Here is a 19148-nt window from a genome sequence, read left to right on the forward strand (position 1 = left end):
CGAAACCTTGCCCTTCCGCGCGCGGGGCGCTAGAAGCCGAACCGCCATACTTCCCACAACCATACAGGGACCACCATGAAGCAGCAGGCAAACCTGATCCGTGCCGGGCAGGTCATCGAGCACGACGGCCGTCGCTGGACGGTCCTGAAGCAGCAGATCATCACGCCGGGCAAGGGCGGCGCATTCATCCAGGTGGAAATGCGCGACCTCAAGACCGGCAACAAGACCAACGAGCGCTGGCGCACCGCCGACACCGTTGAACGCCTGATGACCGAGGAGAAGGAATACACCTACTCCTACATGGACGGCGACAACATCGTGCTCATGGACCCCGAGACCTTCGAGCAGCTTCTCCTGCCGCTCGACCTGCTCGGCGATCAGGCCCCCTTCCTGCAGGACAACATGACCCTGGTGCTCAACCTTGTGGAAGGCGACCCGGTTGGCGTGGTGCTGCCCGCCCAGGTGACGCTTGAGGTGGTCGAGGCCGACCCGGTGGTGAAGGGCCAGACGGCAAGCTCGTCCTACAAGCCCGCCCGCCTGTCCAACGGTGTCAAGACCATGGTGCCCCCCTTCATTGAAGCGGGCGAGCGCATCGTGGTCCGCACCGAGGACAGCAGCTACGTCGAGCGCGCCAAATCCTGAGCCCACAGGGGCCGTGGCCTGCCTGCCCGCAGGCCGCAACCCGCCTTTCCTTCACCCCTTACACCCGTTCCACCGCCGAACCAGACAGGACCGATCACCGTGGCAATGCGACTCTCTCCCCATATGACGGTGATGCAGAACGCTGCCCAGAAGGCCGCACGCCGCCTTCTGCGTGACTTCAGCGAAGTCGAGCAGCTTCAGGTCAGCATCAAGGGGCCTGGCGATTTCGTCTCGCAGGCCGACCTGCGGGCCGAAACCACCATCCACGAGGAACTGGCCCGCGCCCGGCCCGGCTACGCCTTCCTGATGGAGGAAAGCGGCGCCTCGAGCAGCGAGGGCTGGACATGGCGCTGGGTGATCGACCCGCTGGACGGCACCACCAACTTCCTGCACGGCGTGCCGCACTGGGCCATTTCCATCGGCCTGCAGCGCCGCCTGCCCGATGGCACGATCGAGATCGTGGCGGGGCTGGTGTACAACCCCGTGGTCAACGAAATGTTCTGGGCCGAAAAGGGCGTGGGCGCGTTCCTCAACGACCGCCGCCTGCGCGTTTCCGCCCGCCGGTCGATGAACGAGGCGCTGTTCGCCACCGGCATTCCGTTTGCCAAGGTCTCGGCGCGCAACCGCCTGTCATTTGCCCGCACGCTCGGCGCGCTGATGCCGCAGGTTGCTGGCATCCGCCGATTCGGCGCTGCCGCCCTCGACCTCGCCTGGGTCGCGGCAGGCCGGTATGATGGTTACTGGGAACTGGGCATCAAGCCGTGGGACTGCGCCGCCGGCATCCTGCTCGTGCGCGAGGCCGGTGGCTACGCAACCGACCCGGCGGGCGAGGATCTGAACGATCTTCCCGCCTCCATCGACGCGGTGGTGGGCAACCCCCACATGCACGGCCCGCTACGCGAACTCGTGGCCAGCAGCATCGACTGATGCACGGCACGGGCCCCCGTGGCCCGTTTGCCGATTGCGCCCCCGCCTGCGGCCCGGTAGCCTGCCGGGCATAATGCAGCACTCATTCCCCTCCCTTCCCCGCCGGTCGGCACGCGTGCTGGCCGTGCTCGGCGTTGCCACCTGCGCCCTGCTGGGCAGCGCACAGGCACAGGTCACTACCAGCAAGAGCGCGCTTGACGCGCTTGGCGCCCCAAAAAAACACGCCGCCATGCTGCCCGATGGCGGCAGCATGAGCCTGTCGGGCACCACCACGCCCGATATGCCGGAAAGTGCAGCCAGCGCGCCGCCTGCAGCCCAGTTGCCCCCCAAGCCCACTTCCCGCCCCCGCAACAGTGCCAGCAGCCCGCCAGCCGCCACCCGTCATGCCACTACGGCACCGGCACCAGCCCCGGCACCGCAGCCAGCCAGCCCCGTGGCGGCACCCGCCACGGCAAAGGCCCCCGCCAGCACGCACGCCACGGCCCCAGCCCCCATGCCGAGCAGCAGCGCCAACACCGTAGCCCCCGCCGCCGCCATTGCCGCCCTGCCGCCCGTAGCCACCAGACCACCCGACAACCCGGTGCTGCACCCGCCCGAGACGCCTGTGACACTGCACCCCTTCACGCCCCCGCCCGAGGTCAAGCCCGACCCGCAGGCACGCGGCCGGGCGGAAAAGGTGACGGGAGGCACGCGCCTGCACTTCGCCACCCAGTCAGCCGACATGAATCCGCGCATGATGACGGCCCTGCAAACATTTGCCACACTCATGCAGAAGCTGCCTGACCAGCACATCAACATCGTGGCCTATGGCGAAGGCCGCCCCGATGATCCCTCAACGCCACGGCGGGTTGCCTTGAGCCGCGGGCTTGCCGTGCGTTCGGTCCTGATCCATGCGGGCGTGGCCCCCACCCGCATTTATGTGCGCGCCATCGGCCTGCCCGACGCGGATGCGCAGGGCGCGGGTGCGGATTGTGTTGACGTGACCCGTTCCGGTGTGGTGGCCTCAACAACCCCTACCGATCCACCGGCGCATTAAGGAAACCACTGCGTGACACGACCGACGACCTACCTTTTACGGGTTCTTGTGTTTCTTCTGGCTGTCGGGGTTGTCACAGCCCTGCTTTCCTCCACCCTCTATCAGGCTTTCTGCAACAATCCCTACCTTGATGGCCTGATCATCGGCATTCTCGTGCTCGGTGTTGCGTGGAACATCATCATGATCCTGCGCCTCATCCCCGAGGTGCGCTGGGTCAACATCCTGCGCCACCCGCGTGAGGGGCTGACCACGCCGCCGCCGCCGCGCCTGCTCGCCCCCATGGCTTCCATGCTGGCCACGCACGACAAGGGCCGCAGGCTCACGCTGTCCGCCCCGGTCATGCAGTCGCTGCTCGACAGCCTCTCCGCCCGTCTTGACGAGGGGCGCGAACTCTCGCGCTACCTCACCGGGCTGCTCATCTTCCTTGGCCTGCTCGGCACGTTCTATGGCCTGCTGCTGACCGTGGGTTCGATTGCCGATGTGATTGGCAACATGTCGGTGGGCAATGGCGACACCAACGCCATGTTCGATCAGCTCAAGACCGGGCTGGCAGGCCCGCTGCATGGCATGGGCACGGCATTCTCCGGCTCGATGTTCGGCCTCGCGGGCGCCCTTGTGCTGGGCTTCCTTGACCTGACGGCAGGCCAGGCCCAGACCCGCTTCTTCAACGAGCTTGAGGAATGGCTGGCCACCATTACCCGCCTCTCGGCTGGCGGGCTGCAGGTTGGCGGCAATGATGCGAGCGTGCCCGCCTATGTGCAGGCGCTACTTGAGCACACCGCCGAGAACATGGAAAAGCTGCAGGCCCTCATGGCGCGCAGCGAGGAAACGCGCGCGCAGGAGCAGCGCCTGCTGACCGCGCTGAACGACCGCCTGGCCCAGCTGGCCGACAACCGGGGCGAGGACCACCTGCAGGGCATCGAATCCCTGCTGGCCCGCCTTGTGCAGGAATCAGCGGCAGGCCGTGAGCAGATGGCAGCCGACATCCGCAACGACCTGCGCCTGCTTGCGCGCACCATTGCCGCAAGCACGCCCGGAACGACGGGCCACTCCGCTTCCTGACCGCAGATCAAGGCAAGGTTTATTTCATGGCGCGCCGTTCCCGTCGCTCGATCCGTTCCGAACTGAATGCCTGGCCGGGCTATGTTGATGCGCTGTCAACGCTGCTCATGGTCATCATCTTCGTGCTGCTGGTGTTCGTTCTGGGGCAGGCTTTCCTGTCCGTAACCCTGAACAAGCGCCAGCAGGCCCTTGACCAGCTCGAGCACGAGGTGGCCCGCCTGGCCCAGATGCTCTCGCTCGAGCACAGCCACACCACGGCGCTGCAGAGCGAGATCGCCACCCTGCACAAGGAGCATGAGGCGGACGTGGCCACCGCCACCTCGCTCAACGCCCAGCTCAACCAGCAGACCAGCGAGCGTGATACCGCCCAGAGCCACGCCAGCGCGCTTGATACGCAGCTTGCCCAGCTCAACGCGCAGCTCAGCGCCGTAAGCGCAGCACTCGAAGTCAGCGAGCAGGCCGTGCAGGAGCGCGACCACAAGATCGACAACCTGGGCATGCAGCTCAACGTGGCGCTGGCGCGCAAGGTGGAGCAGTTGCAGCAGTATCGCTCCGAATTCTTTGGCCGCCTGCGCAGCGTAATGCAGGACCACAAGGGCGTGCAGATCGTAGGCGACCGCTTCGTGTTCCAAAGCGAGGTGCTGTTCCCCGTCGGCAGCGCCGACCTGTCGCCCGAGGGCGTGGAGCAGATCAAAATACTGGCCAAGACGCTGCGGCAGGTCGCCGCCCAGATTCCGCCCGATGTGCCGTGGATCCTGCGCGTGGATGGCCATGCCGACAAGATGCCCATCCACACCGCCTTCCCCAGCAACTGGGAGCTGTCATCCGAGCGCGCCATTACGGTGGTCAAGCTGCTGATTGCCGAGGGCATCAACCCGCACCATCTGGCCGCGACCGGCTTTTCGGATTACCAGCCGCTTGATAGCGGCACCACGGCTGAAGCCTATGCGCGCAACCGCCGCATCGAGTTCCGTCTGACGGACCGCTGACAGGCAAGTATCAGGATCAAAAGTTTCCGGGCGCCGCCTTTTTTCAAAAAGGCGGCATTTCCTGAAGCTTTTTTAAAAAGAGCTTCACCAAAAACTTTTATCTTTAAATGATGTTTTTTCAGGTGGGCTGGCCAAAGGCCTTCAGGCGCAACTGCTCGGTCTGGTGGGCGGCATCGGGAATGGTGGGTTCGAGTTCCACCACATGCTGCCACGCTTTCCATGCGGCCTGCCAGTCGCCGCGCTGCTCTTCCGTCTCCTGCAGGATCTTCCAGGCCATGACATCGCGCCCGTCATGGTGCAGCGCCACGCCCAGGTCGGCCACCGCGCCATCAGGGTTGGCGGCGGCAAGGCGGGCCTGCGCGCGGTTGCGCCACAGCACCTCGATATCGGGCTGGAGCAGCAGGGCATCATCCATGTCCTGCTCGGCATCGAGCGGGCGCTGGGCGTCAAGGTCATCCTGAGCGCGGCGCACCAGCAGCGTGGTGGTGGGCGCCAGGTCCTTCAGGCGCAACTGCTCGATGCGCCCGAGCAGGTCGCGCGCGCCGCGCGCGGTGGCCGCATGGGCCAGTTCCGTCTCGAGGCTGTCGAGCGATGGCTCGGCCGGTGTGCTGCCATGCGCCCTGGCGGGCGGGCCTGCGTGCCGGTCAAACCCATGGGCCGGCGCATCTGCCGCATGGGCCTGCAGGGGCAACAGGCTGGCCGCAAGCATGAGTACGCACGAAAAGCCACGCATACAGGTTAGTGAAAACCTGCCTGCGCGGCTTTGCGGCTGTTCAAAGATGAACCGGACGGTCAAGGCCGCCTGGCAATCAGCCCTGACGGGCCTTCATGCGCGGGTTCTTCTTGTTGATGACGTAGACCTTGCCACGGCGACGGACCACACGGCAGTCCTTGTCCCGAACCTTGGCCGATTTCAGGCTGTTTCTGATTTTCATGATCCGACCCTCGACTAGCGGCGATGTGCCGCAAAAGAGGCGCCCGAATACCTTTGCCTGCGCCCGGAGTCAACTCCAGCAGCGGATTCTGGGCTCATTTACAGCAGGGAATTCGCCTGCGGGATGGAATCTGGCACAAAAAGCGGGGCAATGGCGTGGAAATCCGCCATGCGGGGCGAACGTGGCCGCCAAGCCAGGCCAATGGTGCGCCATGCCTGCGCGCCACTTACGGGGCGCACGGTCAGGCGGGTCCAGTCCATCAGCGGCGACTCGACGGCAAGTTGCGGCAGCAGGGCCAGCCCCATGCCCGCCGCCACCATTTCCACCAGCGTGAACAGCGAGGTGACGGCGCACTGCGTCTTGTCCTCCGGGTCGGAAGTCCATCCGCCCGCCTGGCGGCACATGGCCAGCGTCTGCTCGCGCAGGCAGTGCCCGTCCTCAAGCAGGATCATGCGCTCATGCGCAAGCTCGGGCACCGGCACCACGTCAAGGCGGGCAAACGGGTGCGCGCGCGGCATGACCAGCATGAAGGGGTCGCGCCACAGCGGCAGGGTCTCGCTATCGGCGCAGTCGCACGGCATGGCCAGCAGCACGAGGTCGAGTCGACCCCGCGTCAGCTTTTCCATCACGTTATGGGTCAGGTCCTCGCTCAGCGAGAGGTTCAGACGCGGATACTGGCGCGGCAGGCGGGCCACGAGGCCAGGCATGACAAACGGCCCGATGGTGGGAATGACACCCAGCCGCAAGAGCCCGCTCATCGGCTCGCGTGAGGCCACGGCCATGTCGAGCACGCCCTGCAGGGCCTCGAGCGCATGGCGGGCCTGGCACACCACCCTGTCGCCCAGGGGGGTGAACACGACTTTCTTGCCCACGTCACGGTCGAGCAGCCGCACATCCATCTGGCGCTCAAGGGCCAGGATACCGGCGGAAAGCGTGGACTGGGTTACGGCGCAGGCCCTGGCCGCGCGGCCAAAATGACGCAGTTCGGCCAGCGAGACCAAATAACGGAGCTGCTGGGCGGAAGGCATTGGAAGCATCGATAATGCCGATCAATATATCGCTAAATTATTCACTGGCATGATAGCAGCATCCCCGCCATAGATACACTTGCCGGGTTGCGATACTGACCCGTTCCATATTTTAACCCAAACAGGAGATTTCCTGATGCTGACAGTCGGTGACAAGTTTCCCGCCTTTAACCTGACCGCCGTTCCCGGCGGCCCTGAAGGGCTCAAGGGCGAGTTCGTGCAGATCACGGACGAATGCAACGAAGGCAAGTGGAAGGTCGTGTTCTTCTGGCCGCTCGACTTCACCTTCGTCTGCCCGACCGAGATCGTGGCTTTCGGCAAGCTCAACGGCGAATTCAAGGACCGTGACGCCGTGGTGTATGGCGTGTCGATCGACAGCGCCTTCGTGCACCTGAACTGGCGCCTGAACCACGAGGACCTCAAGAACCTCGAGATCCCGATGCTTGCCGACATCAAGCGCGAGCTGATCGAAAGCTGCGGCGTGATGGCCCAGCAGGCCGGCGCCGCCCTGCGCGCCACCTTCATTGTCGACCCCGAGGGCATCATCCGCCATGTCAGCGTCAATGACCTGTCGGTTGGCCGCAACCCGCAGGAGGTGCTGCGCATCCTCGACGGGCTGCAGAGCGACGAGCTGTGCCCGTGCAACTGGAACAAGGGCGACGCCTTCATCAAGGCCTGATCCCTCTCCAGTCCGGGTTTCCGCGCGGGTCATGGCCCGCGCGGCAGCCCGCGCCGCCTGCCCCGACCCCTGCTGCGCCCAGATGTCGCACACAGGCGTGGGGACAAGCGGGGCCATGCCCCCTCATATTCCCTGACATCCATGGAGAACCCCCATGTCGATCGATTCCATCAAGGCCGCGCTGCCCGATTACGCCAAGGACCTCAAGCTCAACCTCGGCTCGCTGGCCAATGACATAACCCTTACGCCCCAGCAGCTTGGCGGCACGTTTGTCGCCTCGGCCATTGCCACGCGCAACACGGCGCTGACCCATGCGCTCGTGGCCGAGTATGGCCCCAAGCTCACCCCCGAGGCGCTGGAAGCCGCCCGGGCGGCGGCGGCCATCATGGGCATGAACAACGTCTATTACCGCTTCGTGCACCTTGTGGGGGGCGACTATGCCAAGATGCCTGCGCGCCTGCGCATGAACATTATTGCGCGGCCCGGCGTGGAGAAGGCCGATTTCGAGCTGTGGTCCATGGCGGTCTCGGCCATCAATGGCTGCGGCATGTGCATGGAAAGCCATGAGCAGCAGCTCCGCGCGGCGGGCATGAGCACCGAGCAGATCCAGACCGCCGTGCGCATTGCCGCAACCGTAAGCGGCCTGGCCGTTGTGCTTGAAGGCGTGGAAATTCCTGCCTGATTACAGGGCCGCCCCTGAAAAACGCCATGAATCGGAAGATCATGGCGTTTTTTTTCGCCTGCCCTGTTGCCATGATGGGGCCAGCCTGTTATTTGCCCTTTCACCGAATGGTTGCCACCCCACGGGGTTGCAGCGGATGCGGGTGTAGCTCAGTTGGTTAGAGCGCCGGCCTGTCACGCCGGAGGTCGCGGGTTCGAGCCCCGTCACTCGCGCCACCTTATGGTGCCCTTCTAAAACTAAAAAGTTTTTGGTGAAGCTTTTTTCAAAAAGCTTCAGGAAGAACATCGCCTTTTTGAAAAAAGGCAGCCCCCGAAAACTTCCGTTTTTTAGCCCACCCCGGCATCATCAAAATACTGCGCCACCATGGGCCGGTATGTCGCGCCAAACAGGCGCAGATGCACCAGCGCGATCCACAGCCGGTAAATGGCAAAACGCACCGCATGCCCTGCCTCCAGCGGGCCGCTAGCCATGTAGAACGCCGCTGGCGGCTGCGAGAACACGCCCACGGTTGCCAGATCCACCTCCGCATGGCCGTAATAGCAGCACGGGTCGATCAGGCCGGTCACGCGCCGATGCGCCACCAGCACGTTCCCACTCCACAGATCGCCATGCAACAGGGCGGGTGCGGGTGTTGCGGGCAGCAGGTCGGGCAGGCGGCGCATGAGTTGTTCAAGGCGGTGGCCCACGTCAATGGGCACATGCGCCAGATGTACGCCCAGCCGGTGCGCGGCCCAGAATTCAGGCCAGCTATCGGCCCATGCATTGCGCACGCTGACCGCGCCAAGGGCGTAATCGCCCGCCCAGCCATAGCGGGTCACGCCGCCTGCGGGGCGGGCTTCATGCATTTGTGCCAGCACGCGGCCCAGATCGCCCCAGCAGGTGGCCAGCGTGCCCTCGGTGGGGCGGTATTCCATCACCAACGCATCCGCATCCACGGCCAGCACAGCGGGAACCGGCGCACCGGTTTCGCCCATGGCGCGCAGCATGGCGGCCTCGGCCAGCGGGTCGGGGCCATTCTTGGCCACCACCGTGCGCCCGTCATTGAGGTAGACCAGCAGGGTCTGGGCAATGTCGCCGCCCTGAAGCGGATGCCAGTTCCACAGCCCTGACCCCAGCAGCGTGGCGGCATGGCGGGCGAGGCGGCTCATGGCCGGGCCTGCAGGAGCCTGACCAGTGCCTGCGCCCCGGCGCTGACATCGCGCCATGTGATCTCGAACCCGCTGGCATCGCCATAATACGGATCGGCCACCGCCTCGCCCTGCCTGCCGGGCACATGGTCAAGCAGCAGCGAGAGTGCTGCACGCGCGCCTGCGGGCTGCATGGCACGCAGATGCGCAAGATTGGCGTGGTCGAGGGCGATGATGTGGGTGAAGCGGGTAAAATCGGCAGGCACGACCACCCGGGCGCGGTAGCGGCCCATGTCGATGCCGTGCTGGCGTGCCACGGCACAGGCCCTGCGGTCGGGTGGCGAGCCGGCATGCCAGTTGCCTGTACCCGCCGAATCGACCACGACCTCCAGCCCGGCCGCTCCGGCTGCCTGCCTGAAAGCGGCCTCGGCCAGAGGCGAGCGGCAGATATTGCCCATGCACACGAACAGGACGGCAGGGCGGGTGGTCATCTAGCCCCCTTTGCGCTCGGGGAATTTCTGCGCCAGAATTCCCAGCGTCTCGGCAATGAGGGCTGCGGGCGTTTCCTCAAGATGCACCACGATGGGGTGCTCATCCGCCGTGGGCGGCTCGAGTGTGGCAAGCTGGCTGGGCAGCAGGCTGGGCGGCATGTAATGCCCGCGCCTGCGCTTGAGGCGGTCGTAGAGCGTGTCCTCGGGAATTTCGAGATAGATGAACACGATATCCGCCGCCCCGTCCGCGCGCAGCAGGTCGCGGTAGGAGCGCTTGAGCGCCGAGCAGGTCAGGATGCCCCCCTGCCCCGACGCCACGCGCCCGAGCAACCATTTATGGCACTGCTCAAGCCATGGCAGGCGGTCGGCATCGGTCAGGGGAATGCCCGCGGCCATTTTTTCCACATTGGCGCGCGGGTGCAGCAGGTCGCCTTCCTGATAGGGCCAGCCCAGCACATTATGCAGCCCTTCGGCCAGCGTGGTCTTGCCGCAGCCCGAAACCCCCATGATGACCAGGACCAGCGGCCTGATGCCCTGGTCCTGCAAGGCGCGGCCGGTCATGCCACGCCCAGCCGCTGCAGGCCATCGGCGGTGGCCACGATCACCTCCGACGTGCGGCCAATGAACAGCCCAGTCTCGATCACGCCCACGATCTGCTCAAGCTGGCGCTGCAGGGAGGCGGAATCGGCAATCGGGCCAAAGTGGCAGTCAAGGATCATGTTGCCGCCATCGGTCACGAACACATTGCCGCCCCGGTCCAGCCGCTGGGTGATCTTTGCGCCCAGTGCTTCAAGCTGGCGGGCGGTGCTGGTCCAGCCAAAATTGGCGACCTCAACCGGCACCGGCACGCGCTCGCCAAGGCGGTCGACGATCTTGCTGTCATCCACCACCACCACGAATTTGCGCGCGGCGGCGGCCACGATCTTCTCGCGGAACAGCGCGCCGCCCAGCCCCTTGATCAGGTTGAGCGAACCACGCTCGACCTCATCGGCGCCATCGATGTCGATATCGATCTGCGGATGGGTGGCGAAGGTGACCAGCTTGATGCCGTGCGAGCGCGCCTGCTCGGCCGAGCGCTCGGATGTGGGAATGGCACTAAAGCGCAGGCCTTCCGCCCAGCGGCGGCCGAGTTCCTCGATCATGAAGGCCGACGTGCTGCCCGAGCCAAGGCCGACCACCATGCCGTCCTTGACCATGTCGGCGGCTTCGATGGCGGCCTGCCGCTTCAGTTCTGCCCGTGGGTCCGCGTTCTGGATGGACATGCGCTGCTTCCTCTTGCTGCGGGGCATCCCGGCCATGGGTGCCCCGTCGTTTTTATTTGGCCCTGTATCGTATCACGCCGATACGATACGCACTTATTGCCCCGCCGCCGCCTTGTCCATAAGCCAGATGAGTTCACCCTCGCTGGTAATATGGCTGGCAGGCTCCGCCGGGTCGCCCGCGCGCACCTTTGCAAAGGCTTCGCGCTTGCCCGCACCCGCCAGCATGAACACCACATGGCGGCTGGAATGGATGGCGGGATAGGTCAGCGTGAGGCGCGTATGCGGCGCATCATCGGGCACGCAGGTCGAGACCCAGAGCTTTTTCTCCTCCAGCACGGGCTGGCGCGGAAAGAGGGAGGCGGTATGCCCGTTATCGCCCAAGCCCAGCATCACCACATCGAATAACGGGCGCCCCGGTTCCAGCACCTTGCCGCCATAAACCGCTTCAAGCTCCGCCTGATACTTCGCCGCCGCCTGCGCCGGGTCGCCCGATGTGGGCATGGGGTGCACGTTGGCGGGGGGCACCTTTACATGCGCCAGCATCTCGGTCTCGACCATGTTGTAATTGCTGGCCGCATCGCTCTCGGGCACGAAACGCTCATCGCCAAAGAAGAACTGCGTATTCGCCCACGGGAAGCGGTCGCGGTATTCGGCAGAGGCCAGGATCTGGTACAGCCGCTTTGGCGTGGACCCGCCCGACAGCGCGATTACGAACGGGCCGTCCTTCTTAGCCAGCGCCTGTTCGGTCAGCCACTTCGCCATGTACTGCGCAATGGCCTCGGCATCGGGCAGGACCACCATCGCGCCCGTTTTTACATCATGTCCACCGGTCATCTCACGCATCCCCCAGCACGAATTTCTCGATTCCATTGGCGAATCCTTCCTCCTCGCACGAGGTGGAAACATGGGTCGCCTGCTTCTGCACCTCGGGGCTGGCCTGCCCCATGGCGATCGACATGCCGCTCTTGCGGAACATCAGCACATCATTGGGCTGGTCGCCCAAAGTCACCATCTGGCTGGCGGGAATGCCCAGCAGGCGCTCGAGCGTCATCACCACGCCGCCCTTGTTGGCGTCTTTATTGGTCACGTCCACGTAATATGGCTGCGACAGGGCGGCAGATGCCGTATCACCCAGCGCCTGCTGCAGGTCGTGCTCGAGGCGCTTCATCAGTTCAAGGTCGTCGCTCACCCCGGTAATCTTGACCACCTGGTCCAGCTTCGCCTCGACATCACCCACCACGGGCGGGAACTTGACCGTCCACTGCTCGCGCGCCACGTGCGGGGCATCAGGTTTCGAGACGATCCAGTCATTGCCGTTATACACCCACGGGTCGGCCCTGTGGTCGCGGATGATGCCGATCACCTTGCGCGCGGTGTCAGTTGGCAGGGTGCGGGCCTCGATCACGGTAAAATCGGGCCTGACCATCATGCCGCCATTGAAGCCTGCAATCGGCTCGGAAATTTTCAGCGGGTCGATCACCATCTTCATGCCCTTGGGCGGGCGGCCGCTGGTAATGGTGAAAAGGATGCCCCGCTCGCGCAGGCGCTCGACCGCGCGGATGGCGCGTGGGGTCAGGATCTTGTCCTTCGTGACCAGTGTGCCATCCACATCGGCGAGCACCAGCCTGATCTGGCCTGCTGGCGTTGCGGCTGCGTCGTGGGGCATGTTGCCTCTCCCTTCTGTGCCGCGCCTCAGGGGCGGGGCAGGACAAAGTGTTCCATCGCGTAGGCCCAGCCATCATCGGTGTTGGGCCGGGTCACGAAACGGGCATGGGCCTTGACGTTATCAAGCGCGTTGCCCATCGCGATGCTGACCCCCGCTTCCTTCAGCATGGGAATGTCGTTGTTCATATCCCCGATGCATGCCGTATCCCGGATATCAATATCCAGCAATTTGGCCAGTTCTTTTGCCGCATAGCCCTTGTTCGCCTGCGGGTGCGTAATATCAAGGTAAATGGGCGATGACTGGTGTACGCTCGCCTTGCCCCCAAGCCTGTTTGCAAGGTCGCGTTCCACCCCCGGCAGGCCCGCCGGGTCACTGGCCACGCCCATGATCTTGCCTACGTTTTCATAATGGCCCGCGAAGTCATCCACCCGCACGGGCGTGGTCTGCACCACCGCGCGCTCATGGGCGACCTGCGGCGTGTCATCACGGCGCACCAGCCAGTCATGGCCGATGAACAGCCACGGCTCGACCCCATGGCTGATGAGGAATTCGACCGCCTGTTTCGCAACCACCGGCTCAAGCGACAGGCGCTCGCGGATGGTGCCGTCAGGATCACAGATCAGCCCGCCATTCAGCCCCGCGATCGGCTCGCGGATGTCAAGCGCGCGCACGAACTGCATCATGCCACGTGGGGCGCGGCTGCTGATCAGGCTGAGTTTTATGCCTGCCGCCCGCAGGTCGGCCGCGGCCCTGTGGGCGGCGGGGGTGAGTTCACGCTCGGGCGTAATGAGGGTGCCATCGATATCGGACACCACAAGCCTGACGGCATGCGGGCGGGAGGCGGGTGCGGTCATGGGCATCATCCAATTTTAAGCCAGTGGCGGTGGTCGCGGGCCAGCAGGGCATCGGCGGCTTCCGGCCCCTCGCTGCCGGCCGCGTAAAAGGCGAGGCTGCGGGCATCCTGCCCCCAGTCCAGCACCGGCTGCACGGCGCGCCAGCCTGCCTCGATATTGTCGGCGCGCTGGAACAGGGTCGCATCACCGATCATGCAGTCATAGATCAGGGTCTCATAGCCCGTGCTTGGCCCTTCGCTGAACCATTCGGCGTAATCGAATTTCATGCGCACGCCGCCCAGCCTGACCGAGGGGCCGGGAATCTTGGCCGAGAACTGCATGGTCACCCCCTCGGTCGGCTGGATGTGGATGACCATGATGTTGGGGGCCAGCTTGTCCACCGGCGTGTCACGGAACAGGGCATAGGGGGCGGATTTGAAGTGGATGGCGATCTCGGTCTTGCGCGCAGCCAGCCGCTTGCCGGTGCGCACATAAAACGGCACCCCGGCCCAGCGCCAGTTATCGATGCCGAATTTCATGGCCACATAGGTCTCGGTCAGCGAATGCGGGTCCACGCCCGGTTCCTGCCGGTAGCCCGGCACCGCTTTTGCGCCCACCGTGCCCGGCGCGTACTGCCCGCGCACCACATCGGCGGGGGCAAGAGGATGGATGGCATCGAGCACCTTGGTCTTCTCGTTGCGCACGGCATCAGCATCGAACGAGATGGGGGCTTCCATCGCCGTCATGGCCAGGAGTTGCATGACGTGGTTGGGCACCATGTCGCGCAATGCGCCGGTGCCTTCATAGAATTTGGCCCGCTGTTCCACGCCTACCGTCTCGGCGGCGGTGATCTGCACGTGATCGATGTTCTGGCGGTTCCATAGCGGCTCGAAAAATCCGTTGGAAAAGCGCAGGGCGAGGATGTTCTGCACCGTCTCCTTACCCAGATAGTGATCGATGCGGTAGATCTGCTGCTCCTCAAGCGTGTTGAGCAACCTTGTATTGAGTGCGATGGCCGATTGCAGGTCGTGGCCGAAGGGTTTTTCCACGATCACGCGGCGGAAGGCATCCGGCCCTTCACGCACCAGCCCCGCCTCGCCCAGCCGGTCCACGATCGGGCCGAAGAAGCGGGCTGCAACGGCAAGGTAGAAGATGCAGTTCTGCCCTGCCGTCACATCGGCGATGGCCTGATAGGTCTGCACGGATTCAAAGTCGCCCTGCACGTAGCGGATGCGCGGCAGCATCCAGTCCCACACATCCTCACGCAGCTTGACGGCCTCGGCCCCACGGCGGGCGGTAAAATCCTCAAGGGCGGTGCGCACGTTATCGCGCAGTTGCTCATCGGTCAGGTCGGCGCGGTCAACGGCCACGATGCCAAAGCCATCATCAAGCAGCCCGGCGCAGGCCAGATTGTATATGGCCGGTAGCAGAAGGCGGCGGGTCAGGTCGCCGCCGCCGCCAAAGATGACGAACGAACCCGGCGGGCTGCGCCGGGGGGCGGCTTCATGGTGCGTGTCGCCCACCTGCGAGACTGCCGAGGCAATAATGTTTTCCATTGTGCTGCTGTCCCTGAACTGTGTTCGCTATAATCCTCCCCCGGCTGTTCCGGTTGCAGTCATTAAGCGCTGTCATTTCATGGGGAACAGCCAGAGCCTGCCCAGATGCCTAGCATCCGGGCAGGCTGTCAGTTACCGGCCCGGCGTCGGGTCAGTTATTCGTACCCTCAATGTGACCGCCAAAACCAAAACGCATGGCAGACAGCATCTTCTCGGCAAAGTTGTTGCCGGTACGCGAGCGGAAGCGCGTGAACAGCGAGGCGGTGATGACGGGAACGGGCACCGCCTCCTCGATCGCGGCCTCGATGGTCCACCGCCCCTCGCCGGAATCGGCCACGTCGCCCTTGTAGTTCGACAGGTCCGGGTTGCCCGCCAGCGCACTTGCCGAAAGGTCGAGCAGCCACGACGAGACCACGCTGCCGCGCCGCCATACCTCGGCAATGTCGGCCATGTTCAGGTCGAAACGCTGGTTCTCGGGCAGGGCATCGCTGTTCTTGGACCGCATCACGTCAAACCCTTCGGCGAAGGCCTGCATGATGCCGTATTCGATGCCGTTATGGACCATCTTCACGAAGTGGCCCGAACCTGCCGGGCCGCAATGCAGGTAGCCCTGTTCGGCACGCGGGTCGAAACCGGGCTTGTCGCGGTTTGGCGTGCGGGGAATATCGCCAATGCCCGGTGCAAGTGCGGAGAGGATGGGGTCGATATGATCGGTGGCTTCCTTCGTGCCGCCGTACATCATGCAGTAGCCGCGCTCCAGCCCCCACACGCCGCCCGAGGTGCCGACATCGATATAATCGATGCCCTTCTTGACCAGTTCGGCCGCACGGCGGATGTCATCCTTGTAGAAGGAATTGCCGCCATCGATCACGATGTCGCCCTTGCCCATCAGGCCGCCGAGTTCCTGCACCGCCTGCTCGGTCACCTCGCCCGCGGGCAGCATGAGCCAGATGATCTTGCGGCCCGTGAGCTTGCCCACCATGTCCGCAAGCCCGGTGGCGGCGGTGGCGCGGCCCCCTTCGGCCTGCGCGCACACCTTGGCGGTAACAGTGGGGTCACGGTCGAAGGCCACCACGTCATGGCCGTGGCGGGTCAGGCGGATGGAAATGTTGCCGCCCATCTTGCCAAGGCCAACAATACCGATTTGCATGATCTAACACTCCTGGAAGCGGGATAGGCCCGTAGTCCTATCGCCTTGGGGGCCATTTCCCAATGACCCCCATCAAAAAACCCGCCCCTCTGGTTGAAGGGGCGGGCCAATGTGCGGTTCAGACCGCGTGGGCGATATCAAGCCCGAGTTTTTCAAGTCCGGCTTTCAGGTCGCCATGAATGTGCACCCGCAGCACGCGGCGGCCACGTTCGGCCAGCACCTCCATGTCGCCACGCGCCTGGGCTTCCTTCACGATGCTGAAGGTATATTTCTCGCCCGGCACCGGCAGGTTCACCTCATCATCGCAGGTGATCTGCACGAACACGCCCGTGTCAGGCCCACCCTTGTAGGCCTGACCCGTGGAATGCTGGAAGCGGGGGCCGAATTCGGCCGCCGTTGCCAGCTTCAGGCCGTCACGCAGGCCAAGCCGCGCCTTCTGGATCCATTCACGCGTGAAGGTGTCGCGGTCGATATAGGCCAGCAGGGCCACGTAATCCCCGGCCTTCGCACGGGCGAAATGCGCCTTGAGGATGGCCTCCGCCGTCTTGGCCCCGCCCAGCGCCTGCGCGTTTTTCGGGTCTGCATAGAAGGCGAACGGGCCATCCTTGGCGAACGGCTCGTAAGGCGGGAGCTTGCCGGTCTCGTTATAGGCGGTGGTGATCTTCTTGGTCTCGATCTTCGATTCCTCGACATCGGGCTGGTTGAACGGGTTGATTCCGATCACCGCACCCGCCACCGCGGTCGCGAACTCCCAGCGGAAGAACTCCTCAAGCACCTGGCGGCGCTCATGCAGTTCGATGGTCACCACCGGCTCGCCTGCCGCGACGAGGGCCGCGAAGGCGGCATCCTGCTTCGGGCACGGGTCCTCGGCCAGGCGCAGATAGGTGAACACGCGGTCCTTGCCATATACGCCCGGCATGCCGATCGTCTCGTCATCGATGGGGATCAGGCCACGCCCGTCCTTGCCGGTCGATTCCGCAATGAGCTGCTCAAGCCACGCACCCATGTCGTAAATGCCGGGCGAGGCGATGATCGTCACCTTGTCGCGGCCAAAGTCACGCGCGGCCACGCCAAGCACGGCGCCAAGCACCACGCCGGGGTTCTGCGCGGGCGGCACGGAGGCGGCACATGACTTCTCGCCACGCTGGGCGGATTCGAGCAGCAGTTTGAGCGGCAGGCCCGCCACGGCGGCAGGCACCATGCCGAAATCGGACAGCACGGAGTAGCGGCCACCGATCTGCTTCTCGCCGTAGAAGATTTTCCAGAAGCCGTCCTTCTTCGCCACGTCTTCCATGTGCGAGCCGGGATCGGTCACGGTGATGAAGTGCGAGCCCACCTTGTCACCCAGCACCTTCTTGGCCTGATCGAAGAAATAGGCCTTGAGGATGTTGGGCTCCAGCGTGCCGCCGGACTTGGACGAGACGATGAACAGCGTCTTGCTGATATCGATCTTCTTCTCGAAGTCACGCACCTGCTGCGGGTCGGTGCTGTCGAGCACGTAAAGATGCGGGAAGCCTTCACGCTTGCCAAAGGTGTTGGCCAGCACTTCCGGCCCGAGGCTCGAGCCGCCCATGCCCAGCAACAGCGCATCGCGGAAGCCGCGCGCCTTCACCTCGGCCTGGAAATCCTCGAACTTGGACAGGGCCGCCACCTGGTCATCGGTGATGTCGAGCCATTTCAGCCAGCTTGCCTCGTCCTTGCCGGTCCAGACGGTGGCATCCTTGTCCCACACACGGCGCACGGTGCCGTCCTTGCGCCAGACTTCAAGCTCCGCATCGACCGCCTTCTGCAGGTCGGCAGGCAGCTTGAGCGCGGTGGAGGTGACCTTTTTGCCCAAAAACGCCGCCTGCTTGGCCGCGACCGAGCCGAGCAGGTCGTCAAACGCGTCGGCAAAGGAGGCAACGCCTTCATCAACCAGCTTGCGCGTGACGCCATCAAGGTCGAGGCCAAGGCTCTTTGCCTCATCAAGCACCCGCAGCGCGCCCGCCACGTCCTGCGTCAGCGTTTCAGCCACCTTGCCGTGGTCACGGAAGGCATCGAAGGTTGCGGGCGGAATGGTGTTGACCGTGTCGGGGCCGATCAGGCCATCGACATACACCACGTCGCTATAGGTCTTGTCCTTGGTGCCGGTGCTCGCCCACAGCAGGCGCTGCGGGTTGGCGCCTGCATCAGCCAGCTTCTTCCAGCGCGGGCTTGCGGTGACTTCGCGCCAGTATTCATACGCCGCCTTGGCGTTGGCGATGGCGACCTTGCCACGCAGGGCCTTGAGTTCGGCGGAATGCTTGTCGCCTGCGGCCACGCGGGCGTCGATTTCCTTGTCGATCTTGACGTCGATGCGGCTGACGAAGAAGGACGCGACAGAGCCGATGCCCTTCACGCTCTCGCCACGGCCCAGGCGGTCTTCCAGCCCGGTGATGTAGGCTTCGAGCACCTTTTTATACGCATCGATGGAGAAGAGCAGGGTGACGTTGATGCTCAGCCCTTCGGCAATGGCGGCGCGGATGGCGGGAACGCCTTCCTCCGTGCCGGGAATCTTGATCATGAGGTTGCGGGCATCGACCGCTTTCCACAGGCGCAGCGCCTCGTGCAGCGTGCCCTTGGTGTCACGCGCCAGATAGGGCGAGACCTCGAGGCTGACATAACCGTCCAGCCCTTTCGTCTGTTCATAGACGGGGTAGAGCACTTTGGCTGCCGCGCGGATGTCATCAATGGCGAGCAGTTCGTACAGCGTGCCCGCGTCAACGACCTGATGGGCCAGCACATCGCGGATCTGGGCATCGTAGTCGGTGCCCTGGCCCATTGCCTTCTGGAAGATGGCGGGGTTCGACGTCACACCCTTGAGGCCGTCTTCCTCGACCAGCTTCTTCAGGCTGCCATTTTCGGTATAGGAGCGCTGGATGAAGTCCAGCCAGGGGGACTGACCCAGACGCGCCAGTTCCTTTAATGGATTTTCAGCACCAGATTCACGCGCACTCATTGACTGTGCTTCCTTTACTTTTCAGCAATACGGCAAACCCGCACTGCCAATACTACTTTGCTCAAAAACACGACAGGCAGGACTGGATGTCCTGCCTGCCTGCGTT

General features: G+C 64.3%; 20 protein-coding genes and 1 tRNA gene. 8 read left to right on the top strand and 13 right to left on the bottom strand.

All coding sequences use genetic code 11. The annotated features are described in order from the left end of the window. Window positions 1-75: 75 nt before the first annotated feature. The 5 genes from efp to QEG70_RS04235 all read left to right on the top strand — a co-directional run bounded on the left by efp (window position 76) and on the right by QEG70_RS04235 (window position 4656). The gene (gene efp / locus QEG70_RS04215; RefSeq protein WP_061272374.1) at window positions 76-642 is read left to right on the top strand and encodes an elongation factor P; all 567 of its coding nucleotides are present in this window, start codon (window positions 76-78) and stop codon (window positions 640-642) included. 105 nt (window positions 643-747) lie between these two features. Then, entirely contained in the window at window positions 748-1569 is an 822-nt protein-coding gene (locus tag QEG70_RS04220) for an inositol monophosphatase family protein (protein ID WP_308719854.1), read from the top strand. Window positions 1570-1642: 73 nt separating this feature from the next. After that, a complete protein-coding gene (locus QEG70_RS04225) occupies window positions 1643-2605 on the top strand; it encodes an OmpA family protein (protein WP_308719528.1) in 963 nt (320 codons plus the stop codon). 12 nt (window positions 2606-2617) lie between these two features. Further along, window positions 2618-3667, top strand: a complete 1050-nt coding sequence (locus tag QEG70_RS04230) for a flagellar motor protein MotA (protein ID WP_308719529.1) — start codon at window positions 2618-2620, stop codon at window positions 3665-3667. A gap of 26 nt (window positions 3668-3693) precedes the next feature. Beyond that, a complete protein-coding gene (locus QEG70_RS04235; protein WP_308719530.1) occupies window positions 3694-4656 on the top strand; it encodes a peptidoglycan -binding protein in 963 nt (320 codons plus the stop codon). 118 nt (window positions 4657-4774) lie between these two features. Here QEG70_RS04235 and QEG70_RS04240 read toward each other — a convergent pair whose 3' ends face one another. The 3 genes from QEG70_RS04240 to QEG70_RS04250 all read right to left on the bottom strand — a co-directional run bounded on the left by QEG70_RS04240 (window position 4775) and on the right by QEG70_RS04250 (window position 6628). Further along, the gene (locus QEG70_RS04240; RefSeq protein WP_308719531.1) at window positions 4775-5389 is read right to left on the bottom strand and encodes a tetratricopeptide repeat protein; all 615 of its coding nucleotides are present in this window, start codon (window positions 5387-5389) and stop codon (window positions 4775-4777) included. A 76-nt stretch (window positions 5390-5465) separates the two neighbouring features. After that, window positions 5466-5591: a type B 50S ribosomal protein L36 gene (ykgO, locus tag QEG70_RS04245; protein WP_003617324.1), complete on the bottom strand. Its 126-nt coding sequence runs from the start codon at window positions 5589-5591 to the stop codon at window positions 5466-5468. A gap of 98 nt (window positions 5592-5689) precedes the next feature. Then, complete coding sequence (locus tag QEG70_RS04250; protein WP_308719532.1) at window positions 5690-6628, bottom strand: hydrogen peroxide-inducible genes activator; 939 nt, start codon at window positions 6626-6628, stop codon at window positions 5690-5692. 127 nt (window positions 6629-6755) lie between these two features. Between QEG70_RS04250 and QEG70_RS04255 the strand changes: the two genes are divergently transcribed. From QEG70_RS04255 to QEG70_RS04265, 3 genes are all read left to right on the top strand, one after another. Further along, on the top strand, window positions 6756-7298 hold the full coding sequence (locus QEG70_RS04255; protein WP_308719533.1) for a peroxiredoxin: 543 nt from the start codon (window positions 6756-6758) through the stop codon (window positions 7296-7298). Between the two features lie 154 nt (window positions 7299-7452). Further along, on the top strand, window positions 7453-7980 hold the full coding sequence (ahpD, locus tag QEG70_RS04260; RefSeq protein WP_308719534.1) for an alkylhydroperoxidase, AhpD family: 528 nt from the start codon (window positions 7453-7455) through the stop codon (window positions 7978-7980). A 138-nt stretch (window positions 7981-8118) separates the two neighbouring features. Further along, a tRNA-Asp gene (locus QEG70_RS04265) sits at window positions 8119-8195 on the top strand. A gap of 111 nt (window positions 8196-8306) precedes the next feature. Here QEG70_RS04265 and QEG70_RS04270 read toward each other — a convergent pair. From QEG70_RS04270 to QEG70_RS04315, 10 genes are all read right to left on the bottom strand, one after another. Beyond that, entirely contained in the window at window positions 8307-9128 is an 822-nt protein-coding gene (locus QEG70_RS04270; protein WP_308719535.1) for a fructosamine kinase family protein, read from the bottom strand. After that, the gene (locus QEG70_RS04275; protein WP_308719536.1) at window positions 9125-9598 is read right to left on the bottom strand and encodes a low molecular weight protein-tyrosine-phosphatase; all 474 of its coding nucleotides are present in this window, start codon (window positions 9596-9598) and stop codon (window positions 9125-9127) included. The genes QEG70_RS04270 and QEG70_RS04275 overlap by 4 nt, the downstream gene beginning before the upstream one ends. Beyond that, window positions 9599-10159 carry a gluconokinase gene (locus QEG70_RS04280; RefSeq protein ID WP_308719537.1) on the bottom strand — a complete coding sequence of 187 codons (561 nt, stop codon included), beginning with the start codon at window positions 10157-10159 and terminating at the stop codon, window positions 9599-9601. It abuts the gene before it with no gap. Next, a complete protein-coding gene (rpiA, locus tag QEG70_RS04285) occupies window positions 10156-10860 on the bottom strand; it encodes a ribose-5-phosphate isomerase RpiA (protein WP_308719538.1) in 705 nt (234 codons plus the stop codon). The genes QEG70_RS04280 and rpiA overlap by 4 nt, the downstream gene beginning before the upstream one ends. Window positions 10861-10953: 93 nt before the next feature. Further along, the gene (gene pgl, locus QEG70_RS04290) at window positions 10954-11703 is read right to left on the bottom strand and encodes a 6-phosphogluconolactonase (protein ID WP_308719855.1); all 750 of its coding nucleotides are present in this window, start codon (window positions 11701-11703) and stop codon (window positions 10954-10956) included. After that, entirely contained in the window at window positions 11696-12526 is an 831-nt protein-coding gene (locus tag QEG70_RS04295; RefSeq protein WP_308719539.1) for a Cof-type HAD-IIB family hydrolase, read from the bottom strand. The genes pgl and QEG70_RS04295 overlap by 8 nt, the downstream gene beginning before the upstream one ends. Window positions 12527-12552: 26 nt before the next feature. Next, window positions 12553-13389, bottom strand: coding sequence for a Cof-type HAD-IIB family hydrolase (locus QEG70_RS04300; protein ID WP_308719540.1), 837 nt, complete (start codon window positions 13387-13389; stop codon window positions 12553-12555). Beyond that, window positions 13386-14915, bottom strand: coding sequence for a glucose-6-phosphate dehydrogenase (gene zwf / locus QEG70_RS04305; RefSeq protein WP_308719541.1), 1530 nt, complete (start codon window positions 14913-14915; stop codon window positions 13386-13388). Before zwf ends, QEG70_RS04300 begins: the two co-directional genes overlap by 4 nt. Before the next feature lie 151 nt (window positions 14916-15066). Continuing rightward, entirely contained in the window at window positions 15067-16065 is a 999-nt protein-coding gene (gene gnd / locus QEG70_RS04310; RefSeq protein WP_308719542.1) for a phosphogluconate dehydrogenase (NAD(+)-dependent, decarboxylating), read from the bottom strand. Window positions 16066-16183: 118 nt separating this feature from the next. Beyond that, the gene (locus QEG70_RS04315) at window positions 16184-19042 is read right to left on the bottom strand and encodes a bifunctional transaldolase/phosoglucose isomerase (protein ID WP_308719543.1); all 2859 of its coding nucleotides are present in this window, start codon (window positions 19040-19042) and stop codon (window positions 16184-16186) included. Between the last annotated feature and the right edge of the window lie 106 nt (window positions 19043-19148).

The organism is Komagataeibacter xylinus, assembly GCF_031081985.1.
Taxonomy (GTDB): domain Bacteria; phylum Pseudomonadota; class Alphaproteobacteria; order Acetobacterales; family Acetobacteraceae; genus Komagataeibacter; species Komagataeibacter xylinus_E.

Coding starts and splice junctions, on each gene's coding strand:
- QEG70_RS04300 (WP_308719540.1), bottom strand. CDS start 13,389: ATGATGCCCATGACCGCACCCGCCTCCCGCCCGCATGCCGTCAGGCTT.
- zwf (WP_308719541.1), bottom strand. CDS start 14,915: ATGGAAAACATTATTGCCTCGGCAGTCTCGCAGGTGGGCGACACGCAC.
- pgl (WP_308719855.1), bottom strand. CDS start 11,703: ATGCGTGAGATGACCGGTGGACATGATGTAAAAACGGGCGCGATGGTG.
- QEG70_RS04235 (WP_308719530.1), top strand. CDS start 3,694: ATGGCGCGCCGTTCCCGTCGCTCGATCCGTTCCGAACTGAATGCCTGG.
- QEG70_RS04295 (WP_308719539.1), bottom strand. CDS start 12,526: ATGCCCCACGACGCAGCCGCAACGCCAGCAGGCCAGATCAGGCTGGTG.
- ykgO (WP_003617324.1), bottom strand. CDS start 5,591: ATGAAAATCAGAAACAGCCTGAAATCGGCCAAGGTTCGGGACAAGGAC.
- efp (WP_061272374.1), top strand. CDS start 76: ATGAAGCAGCAGGCAAACCTGATCCGTGCCGGGCAGGTCATCGAGCAC.
- QEG70_RS04220 (WP_308719854.1), top strand. CDS start 748: ATGCGACTCTCTCCCCATATGACGGTGATGCAGAACGCTGCCCAGAAG.
- QEG70_RS04275 (WP_308719536.1), bottom strand. CDS start 9,598: ATGACCACCCGCCCTGCCGTCCTGTTCGTGTGCATGGGCAATATCTGC.
- rpiA (WP_308719538.1), bottom strand. CDS start 10,860: ATGTCCATCCAGAACGCGGACCCACGGGCAGAACTGAAGCGGCAGGCC.
- gnd (WP_308719542.1), bottom strand. CDS start 16,065: ATGCAAATCGGTATTGTTGGCCTTGGCAAGATGGGCGGCAACATTTCC.
- QEG70_RS04225 (WP_308719528.1), top strand. CDS start 1,643: ATGCAGCACTCATTCCCCTCCCTTCCCCGCCGGTCGGCACGCGTGCTG.
- QEG70_RS04255 (WP_308719533.1), top strand. CDS start 6,756: ATGCTGACAGTCGGTGACAAGTTTCCCGCCTTTAACCTGACCGCCGTT.
- QEG70_RS04250 (WP_308719532.1), bottom strand. CDS start 6,628: ATGCTTCCAATGCCTTCCGCCCAGCAGCTCCGTTATTTGGTCTCGCTG.
- QEG70_RS04315 (WP_308719543.1), bottom strand. CDS start 19,042: ATGAGTGCGCGTGAATCTGGTGCTGAAAATCCATTAAAGGAACTGGCG.
- ahpD (WP_308719534.1), top strand. CDS start 7,453: ATGTCGATCGATTCCATCAAGGCCGCGCTGCCCGATTACGCCAAGGAC.
- QEG70_RS04280 (WP_308719537.1), bottom strand. CDS start 10,159: ATGACCGGCCGCGCCTTGCAGGACCAGGGCATCAGGCCGCTGGTCCTG.
- QEG70_RS04270 (WP_308719535.1), bottom strand. CDS start 9,128: ATGAGCCGCCTCGCCCGCCATGCCGCCACGCTGCTGGGGTCAGGGCTG.
- QEG70_RS04240 (WP_308719531.1), bottom strand. CDS start 5,389: ATGCGTGGCTTTTCGTGCGTACTCATGCTTGCGGCCAGCCTGTTGCCC.